Annotated in this window: 13 protein-coding genes; 12 read left to right on the top strand and 1 reads right to left on the bottom strand. The window is 47.7% G+C overall.

The window, feature by feature from the left end; all coding sequences use genetic code 11:
- Window positions 1-45 precede the first annotated feature (45 nt).
- Window positions 46-1,281, bottom strand: coding sequence for an NO-inducible flavohemoprotein (gene hmpA / locus AC1S8V_RS11025; RefSeq protein ID WP_482073634.1), 1,236 nt, complete (start codon window positions 1,279-1,281; stop codon window positions 46-48).
- A gap of 467 nt (window positions 1,282-1,748) precedes the next feature.
- On the opposite strand from hmpA, the gene AC1S8V_RS11030 reads away from it, so the two are divergent.
- The 12 genes from AC1S8V_RS11030 to ftsY all read left to right on the top strand — a co-directional run bounded on the left by AC1S8V_RS11030 (window position 1,749) and on the right by ftsY (window position 14,765).
- A complete protein-coding gene (locus AC1S8V_RS11030) occupies window positions 1,749-2,255 on the top strand; it encodes a YceD family protein (protein WP_482073635.1) in 507 nt (168 codons plus the stop codon).
- Window positions 2,256-2,322: 67 nt separating this feature from the next.
- Window positions 2,323-2,496 carry a 50S ribosomal protein L32 gene (rpmF, locus tag AC1S8V_RS11035; RefSeq protein ID WP_017689233.1) on the top strand — a complete coding sequence of 58 codons (174 nt, stop codon included), beginning with the start codon at window positions 2,323-2,325 and terminating at the stop codon, window positions 2,494-2,496.
- Window positions 2,497-2,867: 371 nt separating this feature from the next.
- Window positions 2,868-3,416, top strand: a complete 549-nt coding sequence (fapR, locus tag AC1S8V_RS11040; RefSeq protein ID WP_482074456.1) for a transcription factor FapR — start codon at window positions 2,868-2,870, stop codon at window positions 3,414-3,416.
- A complete protein-coding gene (plsX, locus tag AC1S8V_RS11045) occupies window positions 3,413-4,408 on the top strand; it encodes a phosphate acyltransferase PlsX (protein WP_482073636.1) in 996 nt (331 codons plus the stop codon). The genes fapR and plsX overlap by 4 nt, the downstream gene beginning before the upstream one ends.
- Before the next feature lie 8 nt (window positions 4,409-4,416).
- Window positions 4,417-5,406, top strand: a complete 990-nt coding sequence (locus tag AC1S8V_RS11050; protein ID WP_482073637.1) for a beta-ketoacyl-ACP synthase III — start codon at window positions 4,417-4,419, stop codon at window positions 5,404-5,406.
- Window positions 5,407-5,431: 25 nt separating this feature from the next.
- Entirely contained in the window at window positions 5,432-6,373 is a 942-nt protein-coding gene (gene fabD / locus AC1S8V_RS11055; RefSeq protein ID WP_482073638.1) for an ACP S-malonyltransferase, read from the top strand.
- A gap of 209 nt (window positions 6,374-6,582) precedes the next feature.
- Window positions 6,583-7,332 carry a 3-oxoacyl-[acyl-carrier-protein] reductase gene (gene fabG, locus AC1S8V_RS11060; protein ID WP_210107774.1) on the top strand — a complete coding sequence of 250 codons (750 nt, stop codon included), beginning with the start codon at window positions 6,583-6,585 and terminating at the stop codon, window positions 7,330-7,332.
- Between the two features lie 152 nt (window positions 7,333-7,484).
- On the top strand, window positions 7,485-7,718 hold the full coding sequence (gene acpP / locus AC1S8V_RS11065; RefSeq protein WP_024630176.1) for an acyl carrier protein: 234 nt from the start codon (window positions 7,485-7,487) through the stop codon (window positions 7,716-7,718).
- 177 nt (window positions 7,719-7,895) lie between these two features.
- On the top strand, window positions 7,896-9,134 hold the full coding sequence (gene fabF / locus AC1S8V_RS11070) for a beta-ketoacyl-ACP synthase II (RefSeq protein WP_062833763.1): 1,239 nt from the start codon (window positions 7,896-7,898) through the stop codon (window positions 9,132-9,134).
- A 13-nt stretch (window positions 9,135-9,147) separates the two neighbouring features.
- Window positions 9,148-9,852, top strand: coding sequence for a ribonuclease III (rnc, locus tag AC1S8V_RS11075; protein WP_091031948.1), 705 nt, complete (start codon window positions 9,148-9,150; stop codon window positions 9,850-9,852).
- A gap of 221 nt (window positions 9,853-10,073) precedes the next feature.
- On the top strand, window positions 10,074-13,643 hold the full coding sequence (gene smc / locus AC1S8V_RS11080) for a chromosome segregation protein SMC (RefSeq protein WP_482073639.1): 3,570 nt from the start codon (window positions 10,074-10,076) through the stop codon (window positions 13,641-13,643).
- Between the two features lie 108 nt (window positions 13,644-13,751).
- On the top strand, window positions 13,752-14,765 hold the full coding sequence (gene ftsY / locus AC1S8V_RS11085) for a signal recognition particle-docking protein FtsY (protein ID WP_482073640.1): 1,014 nt from the start codon (window positions 13,752-13,754) through the stop codon (window positions 14,763-14,765).
- Window positions 14,766-14,827 lie beyond the last annotated feature (62 nt).

The raw sequence follows: 14,827 nt of genomic DNA on the forward strand, positions 1-14,827 counted from the left end.
TCGATAATCGGAGAACGACCTCTTCAACTTAATAAATCAGCACGCTTAGACACTTTCCGGCGCGAGAGATAAACTTGCTTTGGGCCCAAAAAATTCATAATGAATGTTGTCCGCTGCAACACCTAGCGCCTGAAGTTCCGTATACACTGCCCGCATGAACGAAACCGGTCCGCAAAGATAATAAGTGGAATCCAGTTCATCGATCACTTGACGAAGCCAGACCGCATCCATATAACCTGCCTTATGAAAATACTCATTTTCACGATCAGCATCCTCAGGTTGAGTATAACAATAATAAGCTTTAACGCCCTGATTACGTTTGGCCACACTGTTCACATGATCACGGAACGCGTGCGATTGACCATTGGGACTTGCATGCAAAAATGTAATTGAACGCTTTTCTTTCAATTGAACCAGCGTATTCAACATACTGATCATTGGAGTTAATCCAACACCGCCACTAAGCAGCACAACAGGACGTTTATCCTCTGCATTCAGTGTGAAGTCGCCAGCAGGAGCGGATAGTTCCACCTGACTGCCTTCCTCAATGTGATCGTGTAGATACGTTGAGATAACTCCGTCAGGGCGCTCTAACACACCTCGCTCACGCTTGACGGAAATGCGATAGTATGGTTTACCCGGGGCCTCTGAAAGGCTATACTGACGAATCTGGGTATATGACTGTGCCTCTGGCTGAATTTTGATGCTGATGTATTGTCCTGGTTCATAGCTGGCAATAGGCTTACCATCGTCTGGAACGAGATAAAAGGACGTGATGACTTCGCTTTCCTGCACTTTCTTGGCAACGTTGAAGGTCCGAAATCCTTCCCAGCCACCTGTCTGGTTTTCCGCTTCTGTATACATGTCCTGTTCGATCCCGATAAAGGCGTTTGCAATGACATTGTAGGCTTCGCCCCACGCCGTGATGATCTCATCGGTAGCTGCGTCTCCAAGTACATCTTTGATAGCTTGTAACAGATAGGTGCCGACAATCGCATATTGCTCGGGAACGATACCCAGGCTGCGATGTTTATGTGCAACTTGCCGGACAGCAGGGAGGATGGAGGACAGATTATCGATATGAAGGGCAGCGGTGTACACCATATTGGCGAGGGTGGCTTGCTGCCGTCCCTGTTTCTGGTTTGCATGATTGAAAATATTTAGCAGTTCCGGATGAGCTGTGAACATCGTTTCGTAGAAGTGGCGTGTGATCGCTTCGCCGTGGACTTCAAGTACGGGGACTGTAGATTTAATGACGGTAATTGTGTGTTCGCTTAACATGCATAATTCCCTCCCAATATGATAATGAAATAGTTGAATAATAAATCGGTCATGGAGCTGATCGTGCCTCGGTTTATAGCAAGTATAGATAGGGGGCAAGCGGGTCTGTGTGATATAGATCACACTAAACGTTAACGAAATGTGACCGGTGTTTGCAAGAAACTGCAACAAAATGAGAACTTGTAGTTTGTCTTGAAGTGAGTCTATAATAGACCAGATGGAGTAAACGGTCTTGGGCCATTGGTTTTAAAAAAGGGTGTAAAGTTAAAAGTGTTGACAAACGTCTTGAAAAATCGGTATAATGATTTTTGTTTGTTAAGTCAATTTCATAATACTTTTAACGATGAAACGTCAGAATACATACAGTCAGGATAATATTGCTTTACAAAAGCAGGCTTGATCTGTATAACTGTCGTAATGCGTTGGACATGGATTTATGAAATTGGTTTCGTTTGGAGTGATGGGAAATGTTAATGCCATTTCGCAAAGTGGCTACCAGTGATGGTCCCCTTAAGTTTAACGAACAGTGGGATATCAAGGAACTGGTTTCTAACCGACAAGATATCACAGCCGTTACCCCGCTGACTGCGGACTTATCTGCAGAATTCAGAGAAGGTGACGTTGTGGATGTTCATGGCAAGCTGACGGTAGGAGTGGACATGTTGTGCTCCCGTTGTCTTAAGCCGATCAATGAACATTTTCATATTGATTTTCATGAGCAATTCAAGCAGGGAAAACAGCCAGAGGAATTACACGAAGACGATGATACGCTCTATGTGGATGGAGATAGCGTTGATCTGAAGGGTTATGCCGAGGAAGCTTTTCTGCTGGATCTTCCGTTTATACCGCTATGCAGCGATACATGCAAAGGGTTATGCCCCAAGTGTGGCCATGAGCTGAACGAAGGTGACTGCGGTTGTGGTAACCAGGTTATCGATCCGCGGCTTGCAGGGCTCAAGGATTTTTTTAAATGAGCATGATTGAAAATCGAACATTTTAAGACTACCTGCAAAGGTTGATTTTGATAAGGAGGTGGGAATAATGGCAGTACCTCAACGGAGAACGTCCAAGACGCGTCGCGACAAACGTCGCACTCACTTTAAATTGGCTGTACCGGGCATGGTGAAATGTGAACAATGTGGCGAACTTAAACTTAGTCACCACGTGTGCAAAGTGTGCGGAACGTACAAAGCAAGAGAGATCATCTCTCAATAATAGTTGGACATTAAGTAGCACTTCATTTCGATGAGGTGCTACTTTTTTGGATTATAGAGCCTCAGAAGAGTGTTGGCACAGCTTGAAATCCAGGCTACACAACGGTCAACTGTTTTTGTTCGGCCAGCCTTTCTTTTTGACACGGGATGGGATATACTATAGTTTAGTACCAGGTTCTAAGATTTGACGTTACATATAGATGAACCATAATCCGTTTGAGAACGACCCTGGTGACCAGGGATGCGACTATAGAAGTAACAGGGAATGAATGGTTGAACTGGCCGGATGGGACGGTTCCGTAAACGATACAGCGGGGGGTGTCAGGCATCGAACGTGTACCGAAGAGACAGAGGCAACAGCAGTTAACCAAAATGATTGAAGAGAACCCGTTTGTGACGGATCAGGAGCTTACGCGCCAACTGAAGGTGAGTATTCAGACGATTCGTCTTGACAGGCTGGAACTTGGAATTCCCGAACTTCGGGAGCGGATGAAACTGATGGCAGAGCGTTCGTATGATCAGGTACGCTCGCTGCCCCTGCATGAGATTATCGGTGATATTGTGGACTTGCAGCTGGACAAGAGTGGGATTTCCTTGTTTGAGATTAAGGAAGAACACGTGTTTTCAAGAACAGGTATTGCACGTGGACACTATGTCTTTGCACAGGCCAACTCCTTGGCTGTGGCGATTATTAATGACGAGATCGCGTTGACTGCTTCAGCAGACATTCGTTTTGTACGTTCAGTCCATTTGGGAGAGAAATGTATTGCAAAGGCCTATGTGAGATCGATTCCGGGTCAAAAGGGCAAAGCTAAAGTGGAAGTGTTCACTTATGTTGGTGAAGAAATGGTGTTTCAAGGCAATTTTGTAATCTACCATTCAGGTGGAGAAGACAGCGGAGAAGGAGGGCATTTGGGATGAAAATCGTCATTGATGCCATGGGAGGCGACAATGCACCTGCGTCAACCGTAGAGGGTGCGATTGCAGCAGCCACGGAATGGGCGGATACACAGATCGTCCTGATCGGCGACGAAGCCAAGCTGGAACCTCTTTTGAGTCAGTCAGGTGTGAGACCTTCCAATCTGACGGTCCGGCATGCTTCCGAAGTTATTGGTTCGGATGACGAACCGGTAAGAGCAGTGCGTCGCAAGAAGGATGCCTCCATGGTGGTAGCAGGCCGCATGCTGAAAGAGGGCGAAGCGGACGCGATGATCTCGGCAGGCAATACCGGAGCGCTGATGACAGCGGGTTTGCTTGTTGTAGGTCGCATGGAAGGAATTGAACGTCCGGCGCTTGCGCCCATGATTCCTACGATTGATGATGTGGGTGTACTTGCATTAGATCTCGGAGCGAACATGGACGCCAAGCCAGAGCACCTTGCACAATATGGCCTGATGGGAAGTTTGTATCGGCAGAAAGTACAAGGTATAGAGTCCCCTAGAGTAGGATTGCTTAATGTGGGAACAGAGCCAGGCAAGGGAAATGAGTTGACCAAACATGCGTATCCTTTACTGGATCAACTCCCAATTCGGTTTGTCGGTAATGTAGAGGCTCGTGATGTGCTGACGGGTGCTTGTGATGTGCTTGTATGTGACGGTTTTGCAGGGAATATACTGCTGAAGTCGCTGGAAGGCACAGCAGGTGCCATTTTCGCCTTGCTTAAGGAACAATTCTCATCTTCTCTCAAAAGTAAACTGGCTGCGGCTGTACTGATGCCTGAGCTACGTGGGTTGAAACGGAAGCTGGATTATACGGAGCATGGCGGAGCGCCGCTCCTCGGTTTGAGCAGACTGGTTGTGAAAAGTCATGGATCTGCTGATGGCAATGCCATCAAAAATGCTGTGCGCCAAGCTCGGATTGCAGTGCAGAATCAGCTGGTAGAGAGCATATCTAAGGAAATTAGCGGGAAGTGAGTGACGACATGAATAATTTGCGCCCAGTAGGGATTATTGGTACAGGGAAATATGTGCCTGAGAAAATTTTGACGAATAGTGACCTGGAGAAAATGGTCGATACCAATGACGAGTGGATCGTCAGTCGTACAGGAATCAAAGAGCGTCATATCGCTGCGCCCGATCAGGCAACTTCTGATCTGGCATATGAAGCGGCTATTAAAGCCCTTGAATCTGCAGGCATGACAGGCAGTGACCTTGATCTGATTATTGTTGCAACCATTACCCCGGATTCTTCATTCCCATCGACAGCCTGCATCTTGCAGGACAAATTGGGTGCAAAAGGTGCGGCGGCATTTGATCTGTCGGCTGCTTGTTCCGGATTTGTATACGGTTTGGCAAGTGCTACGAGCTTCATCCAAAGCGGCATGTACAACAATGCACTTGTTATTGGTGCGGACTGCTTGTCTCGTATTACGGATTATACAGATCGTAACACATGTGTCCTCTTTGGTGATGGAGCAGGCGCGGTAGTCGTTGGTGAAGTTCCGGAAGGTCGTGGCTTCAAAGCATTCGATCTCGGTGCCGAAGGTTCTGGCGGTAGTCTTCTTCAGATGGAAGGCGGCGGTTCCCGTCTGCCTGCTTCCGCAGAGACCGTTGAAAATAAAAAGCATTACATCTACATGAACGGTCGTGAAGTGTTCAAGTTTGCGGTACGTGTTATGGGGACGGCTACCATTGAGGTATTACGCAAGGCTGGTATGGAGCGTACGGATGTGGATCTGTTTGTTCCTCACCAAGCGAATATTCGGATTATCCAATCTGCGATGCAACGACTTGAACTTCCTGAAGAAAAGGTTGTAGTCAACGTGGATAAGTATGCAAACACATCTGCTGCTTCCATTCCGCTTGCTCTGGTAGAAGCTGCAGAGGAAGGTCGCATGAAAGCCGGAGATACCGTCCTGATGGTTGGATTCGGTGGCGGTTTGACATGGGGTGCATCGGTACTCGTTTGGTAAAATAGACATCTGGGAGATGAATGAGATGGGTAAAATAGCATTTGTATTTCCCGGACAGGGATCACAGGCTGTAGGCATGGCCAAGGACGCGTATGAGTCCGTGCCTGCGGCAACCGAGATTTTTCGAACAGCAGATGAAACATTGGGTTTCTCGCTGAGCAACCTTGTATTTGAAGGACCGGAGACCGAGTTGAAACAGACATCAAATACACAACCGGCTCTGTTGACAGCAAGTATTGCCTTGCTTGAAGCTTTCAAAGAAAAAGGAATTCAGCCTGACTATACGGCTGGACACAGTCTGGGAGAATACAGTGCACTGGTGGCAGCGGGCGTTCTTTCGTTTGCTGACGCAGTGAGCACTGTGCGGGCACGTGGTCAGTATATGGAACAGGCAGTACCGGGTGGACAAGGAGCGATGGCTGCTGTGTTGGGTGCGGATCGGGAAGCGCTGGGGGTGCTTTGCCGTGACGTATCTGAAAGTGGTCATGCGGTTGAACTTGCCAACATTAATTGTCCGGGACAAATCGTCATCTCTGGTGTGAAAGAAGGAGTAGCTGCTGTCGCAGAACGAGTGAAAGAAGCGGGCGGCAAACGCGCCATTCTACTTGAAGTAAGTGGTCCGTTCCATTCTTCATTGATGAAGGGTGCAGCTGAGAAGCTGGAAGAGAAACTGAAAACCGTTACGTTCTCACCGGCAGCGGTTCCTGTAGTCGCTAATGTGACTGCAAGACCTGCAGAGGATGGACAGGTTCAGGATTTGTTGACAGCTCAGGTCTATTCTCCTGTATTATGGGAAGACAGTGTGACATGGCTTATTGAGCAAGGCGTGGATACGTTCATCGAGATTGGATCTGGCAGTGTATTGACCGGTTTGATTAAAAAAACAGATAAAACCGTAAAATTGTACAATGTGAACAGTCTTGAAACGCTCGAAGCAACGGCAAGTGAATTAGAAGGAGTTATATGAGTTAAACTAAACTTTTTACACGAGAACGGAGAGGACAGAAAAAACCTGAAGAAGCGGAGCGTTCGCCTTTATCACCGGATTTTCCCTTTAGTAAAGGAATCAAAAAATCTGGGGATAACAGCGATCGGAAGGTTATTCTGTCATCGGAGTGGCGAGTGTAAACATTCTTTGGTTGAACTGATATAGATTTGGGGAAAGGAGGAATGATTATGTCTAAACCATTAGAAGGTAAAAATGCACTCGTTACCGGGGCATCCCGGGGCATTGGGCGCAGTATTGCACTGGCACTTGCAGAAGCTGGAGCGAACGTAGCCGTGAATTATGCGGGTAGTCAAGCAGCAGCAGAGGAAGTGGCGGAAGCGATTCGTGCCAAAGGAGTCAAGGCAATTACACTTCAAGCCAATGTTGGCCTGATGGATGAAGCTGAACAAATGGTCAAAGCTACACTCGAAGCATGGGGCAACATTGATATTCTGGTGAACAATGCCGGTATTACCCGTGATAATCTGATCATGCGTATGAAAGAGGAAGAATTCGATCAGGTTATTGAAACCAATCTCAAAGGTGTGTTTAACTGCCTTAAGGCGGTTACACGTCCAATGATGAAACAACGGTCGGGAAGAATTATCAATATCTCCTCGGTTGTAGGTGTGCTTGGTAATGCTGGACAAGCGAACTATGTTGCTGCCAAGGCAGGAGTCATTGGTCTGACAAAGGCATCTGCTCGTGAATTGGCTTCTCGTGGAATCACAGTTAACTGTGTTGCACCAGGTTTCATTGAGACAGATATGACAAAAGAGTTGTCCCAGGAGCTGGTGGACGGTATGCTAAGTGGTATTCCGTTGTCCCGTTTGGGTCAGCCGGATGAAATCGCCGGTGTAGTCACTTTCCTGGCTTCACAGGCTTCATCTTATATGACAGGGCAGACGCTGCATGTCGATGGTGGCATGTACATGTAATTCTTCCCGGACTTGAACAATAGTCGGGGAACAGGCGCTGGACGATCCGAAATGCCGGAAAAAGGCCGGGTTCCCCGGCCGGGAGCCGCATATGTCTTCTATGGCATTTTGCCTGCGATTCTCGTATAATACCAAAGAAGGAGGTGAACCGGATGTCCGATGTATTGGAGCGTGTAAAACGCATCGTCGTCGACCGCTTGGGCGCAGACGAAGCTGAAGTTACACTTGAAGCATCTTTCAAAGAAGATTTGGGTGCTGATTCTTTGGATGTAGTGGAATTGGTCATGGAATTGGAAGATGAATTTGATTTGGAAATCTCTGATGAAGATGCAGAAAAAATCACGACCGTAGGTGAAGTTGTAAACTACATACAATCTCATACCTAAAGTCATTTTTAGTCCCGCACATGTTTTCGAACAGGCGGGACTTCTCATCATTCATTGGTTTTTCTCATTCCGCAAGCAGCTCTACTCAAACAGGCCTATCTTGGTTGAATAGATGTCTGTTTGCGGATATTCCCACAAAATACTTGCGTAATGCAGTCGATATAGAGGTGACTCGGTTTGAAACAAAGAGTAGTAATTACCGGAATGGGCGTAATGACATCGCTCGGAAAAGATTTGGAAACGTTCTGGGGCAGTTTAATGGCAGGAAAGTCCGGAATTTCTCAGATTGAGGCGTTTGATGTTAGTGAATACACGACACAGATTGCAGCCGAGATCAAGGATTTCAACCCGGAAGAATATATGGATCGCAAGGATGCTCGCAAAATGGACCGTTTTGTACAGTTCGCTGTGGCAGCCGGCTTCAAAGCCGTTGAAGACAGTGGTCTGAAAATTAACGAAAATATTGATGCAGAGCGTTTCGGTGTATCCATCGGATCAGGTATTGGTGGATTGGGTACGTGGGAGGACCAACATAATGCATTGCTGCAAAAAGGTCCAAAACGGGTAAGCCCGTTCTTCATTCCCATGATGATCTCCAACATGGCTTCAGGCCAAATGTCCATTTCTCTTGGTGCCAAAGGTCCTAACATTAACGTTGTTACCGCTTGTGCAACAGGTACACACTCCATCGGGGATTCCTTCAAACTGATTGCTAATGGTGATGCCGATGCCATGATTTGTGGTGGTGCGGAAGCAACAATCAGACCAACGGGTCTTGCAGGGTTCTGTGCCATGCGCGCAATGTCTACACGTAATGATGATCCTGCCAAGTCAAGCCGTCCTTTTGATACGGAACGTGATGGTTTTGTTATGGGCGAAGGTGCTGGTGTTCTGATTCTGGAATCCCTGGAGCATGCTCAAAAACGTGGTGCACGCATTTATGGTGAAGTGATCGGTTACGGTCTGACTGGCGATGCACATCACATGACAGAACCAGATCCGGACGGAGCGGCACGTTGCATGAAGATGGCACTTCGTAATGCGGGTATTGAGCCTGAAGAAGTGGACTACATTAATGCACACGGCACTTCGACGCCTGTAGGCGACAGATCCGAAACGCTTGCGATCAAAAAGGCGTTTGGTGATCATGCGTACAAGCTCGCAGTGAGTTCCACTAAATCCATGACGGGCCACATGCTTGGCGCTGCTGGTGGTGTAGAAGCGGTCATCTGCGGATTGTCACTGACACATCAGACACTGGCTCCAACGATCAACCTGGAAAATCAGGATCCGGAATGTGATCTGGATTATGTGCCAAATGTTCCACGTCAAACCAAAGTCAATATTGCCATGTCCAATTCATTTGGATTCGGCGGTCACAATGCCACCATTATTCTCAAAAAATTTGAAGCATAAGGGGCTAGTTCGTTTGAGTGAAGATCTGAAGCAGTTACAACACAAACTTCAAATCAAATTTGACAACAGGCAGCTTTTAAAACAAGCGTTTACCCATGCTTCTTATGTAAACGAACACCGGTTCAGTCAGCATCAGGACAATGAGCGTCTGGAGTTTCTGGGCGATGCCGTGCTGGAACTGACTGTATCGGAATACTTGTATCATTTGTATCCTAACCGTCCGGAAGGTGAATTAACTAAGCTGCGGGCATCCATTGTCTGTGAGCCTTCCCTCGTCAAATTTGCTGAAGCGTTGGGTTTTGGGCAGTATGTACTTCTTGGTAAAGGTGAGGAACTAACTGGAGGACGGACACGGCCGGCTCTGCTGGCGGATGTGTTTGAATCTTTCATTGGTGCATTGTATCTGGATCAGGGGCTTGCGCCTGTCCGGGCATTTCTCGACCAGCATGTCTTCCCATTAATCGTATTGGGCAGCAAGCTGCAAATGAGTGATTACAAAACGGAACTGCAGGAACTTACTCAGCATCACAATATGGGAGCTTTGGAATACCGTATCGTTGAGGAACGGGGACCTGCCCATGAACGTGAGTTTGTCTCGGAGGTCCATATGGGTCAAGAACGGCTTGGCAGAGGTACAGGGCGTTCCAAAAAAGAAGCCGAACAACAGGCTGCATCTGCAGCACTTGATCGACTGAAGCTTCCGGAAGCCGGAGCTTAACCGATAGCGCATAGACAAACGAAGAGCAAAGAGCAGCCCGCGGGTCCGCCCCGGCGGAAGTAATCGGCCGGACTGCTTTTTGCTCTTTTTTTTGTAAAGAGGTTCAGGGGGGAGTCTGCCTGATCGTTAACTAAAATAAGTTGAATCTTATTTTAGTTCAATTTATTTAGGCGCTTGAATGTAATACTTGAAATTTGCAAGAGGAGGTGACGAGAAACCCTATGTTTTTAAAACGGATTGAATTGGGTGGATTCAAGTCATTCGCCGACAAAACGGAGATGGAGTTCGTTCGTGGCATTACGGCTGTTGTAGGTCCGAACGGAAGTGGAAAGAGTAATATATCGGACGGAATTCGCTGGGTTCTGGGGGAACAAAGTGCCAAGTCGCTGCGTGGTGGCAAGATGGAAGATATCATCTTTGCAGGCAGTGACGCACGGAAGGCCGTCAATTTCGGTGAAGTTTCGTTAACGCTTGATAACGAAGATCATGCACTTGCATTGGATTTTGGTGAAGTGACGGTGACTCGTCGGGTACATCGCAGCGGAGATAGTGAATATTTTATCAACAAACAATCTTGTCGTTTGAAGGATATAACGGAGTTGTTTATGGATACCGGCATCGGTAAAGAAGCCTACTCAATTATTGGACAGGGGCGAATCGAAGAGATTCTGAGTACCCGTTCAGAGGATCGCAGGGGTATCTTTGAAGAAGCTTCAGGTATCGTTAAATATAAATCCCGCAAGCGGGACGCTACGCGCAAACTGGATGAGACAGAGCAGAATTTGCTGCGTATTCATGATCTGGTGACCGAACTGGAAGATCAGATTGGACCGCTAAAGGAACAATCGGAGAAAGCGATCCACTATAAGGAACTTCGTTCTCAGCTCAAATCGCAGGAAATTTCCATGTATGTGTACCAGATCGAACAGATTCATGCGTCTTGGAGTAAAGCCAATGAAAGGTTGCAATCGCTAAAACAGGAAGAGGTTGGACTGGCGGCGATTGTATCTACGCATGATGCCAAGCTGGAAAATGATCGGAATGCGCTGCGTATCCTGGAAACAGAGACAGAGCAACTGCAATCCGCCTTATTGCAATTCAGTGAAGCGACGGAGAAAAGTGAAGGGCTTGGAGAACTGCTCAAAGAGCGCTCGCACCATCTGCAAACGAATCAGGAGCAGCTCAAAGTAACGTTTGCGGCCAGTGAAGAGAGACATCGCGAACGGGAAACCGAGCTGCTTGCACTGCGTGAGAAGTTTGGCAAGCTTGAGCATGAACTGAGTGAAGTTAGAAATCAGTTGTCCCAGGAAGAAGCCAAACTCATTGGTGTCACAGGTGGCATTAGTCAACAGCAAGAGGAAAGCCTCAAAGGAAACTTGCTGGAACTGATGAATCAGATGGCTCAGACACGCAATGAAATTCGTTATGTGGATCAGCAGAAGGAAACGCTGGAGCGCAGAATGAATCGCGCGGCAGAGGAATCGGGCAAATGGGAAGATCAAAAAGAGACACTGGAAAGTCGCAAAGCGGACATTGAGAAAAAAGTTGTTCGTTTGGGCAAAGAAATCAGTGATCTGCGTGGTGGTTACATTACGGAAAGTGAACGACTCCAGTCGCTGCAGAAGCTGTTGGAAGAAAGTCGGGGCACAGTCCGTAAATGGGAACAGAAGCGTGAAGCTCAGGTCTCACGCCGCGATACGATGAAAGAGATGCAGGATGATTTTGACGGATTCATGCTGGGTGTCAAGGAGGTCCTTAAGGCTTCACGTAAAGGCACGCTTAACGGTGTTCATGGAGCTGTGGCTGAACTCGTTAAAGTTCCCGAGAAGATCGAACTTGCGGTAGAAACAGCGATGGGAGCATCCTTGCAGCATGTGGTCATGGAAAATGAATCGGTTTCCAGACAGGCAATCGCTTTCCTGAAGCAACGCCAGTTGGGGCGTGCAACGTTCCTGCCTCTGGATGTCATTCGTCCTCGTGCCATTGGAGCGGCTGAACGTTCCATGATCGAAGGTATGGAAGGCTTTGTGGGGATTGGTGCTGATCTCGTACAATTCGAATCCAAGTATGCTGCGATCATTGGCAGTCTGTTAGGTAATGTTATTATTGCCGAAACGCTGGAGGTTGCCAATAAAATTGCGGCTCGTTGCCAGTATCGTTTCCGGGTCGTGACGCTTGAAGGTGACGTGGTCAATGCGGGTGGTTCCATGACGGGTGGTAGCCAGCACAAGAAAAATGTGAGTCTGCTCAGCCGGAAACGGCAGCTGGACCAGCTCGACCAGGATATTTTGGATACGGAAAATCAGATCGTGAAACTGCATCGCAGTGTGGATGATGTAAAAGTTCAACTGGAGCAGTGTCAGGACAAACTGGATGAACTCCGTCAGTCCGGTGATGATACCCGAAATGCAGAACAGCAGGCTTCGATGGAAATGAAGCAGGTAGAGCATGAGCTTCGCCACGTGCTTGAACAGGTGGCCGTTGCCGGGCAGGAGAAGAGCGGGTTCACCGAAGAGATCAAAGAGCTGGATACGGCTCGCATCGTCGCTGTGAAGAAGCTGGAGCAGCTTGAAGAGGAAGAAAAAGCGACTCATCGTGCCATTCATGCAGCTGAGTTTGCTCGGAAAGCCAATGAATCCGCGAAGGAAGAATTGCAGAGCCAACTCACCGAATTGAAAGTGCGCGAAGGTAAGCTCGATCAGGAGCGATTCTCCAATGGAGAACAATTGCGACGTCTGGAGCGGGAAGTGGAGTCGCTGGTGAAAGATCTTCGTCAGAATCGCACGTTGCTGGCTTCGATGGAAGCAGATCTCAAGAAAACACAGACCGAGAGTGTCAAGCAGATTGAAGATCTGAACCAGTACAAGCTGAAAAAAGCGGAAGCTTCCCAGGAGCTGGACTTCAAACGCGCTGCCCGAACTGAGTTATCGAAGAAGCTTGAACTGGCCGAGAGCGAAACGAAGGAACAACGCACGCAATTAAAAGCTGTGGAAGAGCAGATGCGGCAAACAGAAATTTCCGTAAATCGCCTGGATGTTGAGCTGGAAAATATACTGCGAAAGCTGACGGATGAATACGAACTGGGCTATGAACTGGCCAAAGAGCGTTATCCTGTGCCGGAAGATGTAGAGCATACACAATCAGAGGTACAGAAGCTGAAGCGCAGCATATCGGCTCTGGGTGATGTTAACCTGGGAGCGATTGAGGAGTTCCAGCGGGTCAATGAGCGATATGAATTCCTGAGTGAACAGAAGAATGACCTGGTAGAAGCTAAAACAACGTTGTATCAGGTTATTCGGGAAATGGAAGACGAGATGGCGAAGCGATTCAAGATCACGTTTGATGCAATCCGCCGTGAGTTCGGTACCGTGTTTACCAAGCTGTTTGGCGGGGGGCGTGCTGACCTTGTTCTGATGGACCCGGAGCGCTTGCTTGAAACGGGAATAGATATTGTGGCTCAGCCACCAGGCAAGAAACTGCAAAACCTGCAACTGTTATCCGGTGGGGAGCGGGCTTTGACGGCGATGGCTTTGTTATTTGCTATTCTGCATGTCAAACCTGTACCATTCTGCGTGCTGGATGAAGTTGAGGCAGCGCTGGACGAAGCTAACGTGGTACGTTTTGCCCAGTACTTGCGTGAATTCTCCGAACAGACACAGTTCATCGTCGTTACCCATCGTAAAGGTACGATGGAGGAGGCGGATGTGCTGTACGGTGTTACGATGGAAGAGGGCGGAGTATCCAAGCTCGTTTCGGTTAAACTGGAAGATGAGGAAGCAGTAATTGCCTGATCTGATCCAAACTTGCGAGACACTTGAACTCATTGTAATCATTCAATATCATTCAGGTTGAGCATTTTTGCAAAAGCGATTAGATTATGTACACGATGGAGGGGCTTTATGAGTTTTTTTAAAAAGCTGAGAGACAGCATTGCAAGCAAAACGGAGTCGGTCACCAAACAGTTCAAGGATGGATTGGAAAAGACACGTAAAGGGCTAGTGGAAAAAGTGTCGGATCTCGTTATCCGCCGCAAAAAAATCGATGAAGAGTTCTATGAAGAACTGGAAGAGATTTTGATTGGAGCAGACGTTGGCGTGAATACGGTCATGAATCTGATCGAAGACCTGCGCGTTGAGGTGAAAAAACGTAAAATTGAGGACGCAGCTGAGCTGCAGCCTGTATTGTCTGAGAAATTGACGGATCTTCTTCGTGGTGAACAGAACAATGAATTGAAAATGAATCCGGATGGAATTACCGTTATTTTGTTCGTTGGCGTTAACGGTGTTGGTAAAACAACAACGATTGGCAAGCTGGCGCATCGGTTCAAACAGGAAGGTAAAAAGGTTATTATGGCAGCAGGAGACACGTTCCGTGCCGGAGCCATCGAACAGCTGGAGGTATGGGGACAACGTGCGGGTGTTGATGTTATCAAACAGCAATCCGGTTCTGATCCAGCAGCTGTTATGTATGATGCGGTGCAGGCAGCGAAACAACGAGGCGCAGATGTTCTGATCTGTGATACAGCAGGTCGTCTGCAAAATAAATCCAACCTGATGGACGAGCTTAACAAGATCTATCGTGTCATTCAGCGTGAGATTCCGGAAGCTCCGCATGAAGTACTGATGGTACTGGATGCAACAACAGGTCAAAATGCCTTAAATCAGGCTAAACTTTTCGGTGAGAAAAGTGGCGTAACTGGTCTCGTACTGACGAAACTGGATGGAACAGCCAAAGGGGGGATCGTGGTTGCGATCCGTCAGGAGCTGGACTTGCCAGTGAAACTCGTGGGACTAGGTGAGAAAATTGATGATCTGCAGCCGTTCGATTCGGAGCAATTCGTGCATGCTTTGTTCGCCGGATTGATCCAGGAACAGCCAGCTGAAAGTGCTGAAGAAGAGGAAGCTAATTCCTAGAACCATTAATAAATAGGATGAATGAATAGCGTTGACCGGAATTGCCAGTGATAGACGTGATA

The sequence above is a fragment of the Paenibacillus sp. B46(2026) genome (assembly GCF_056786355.1).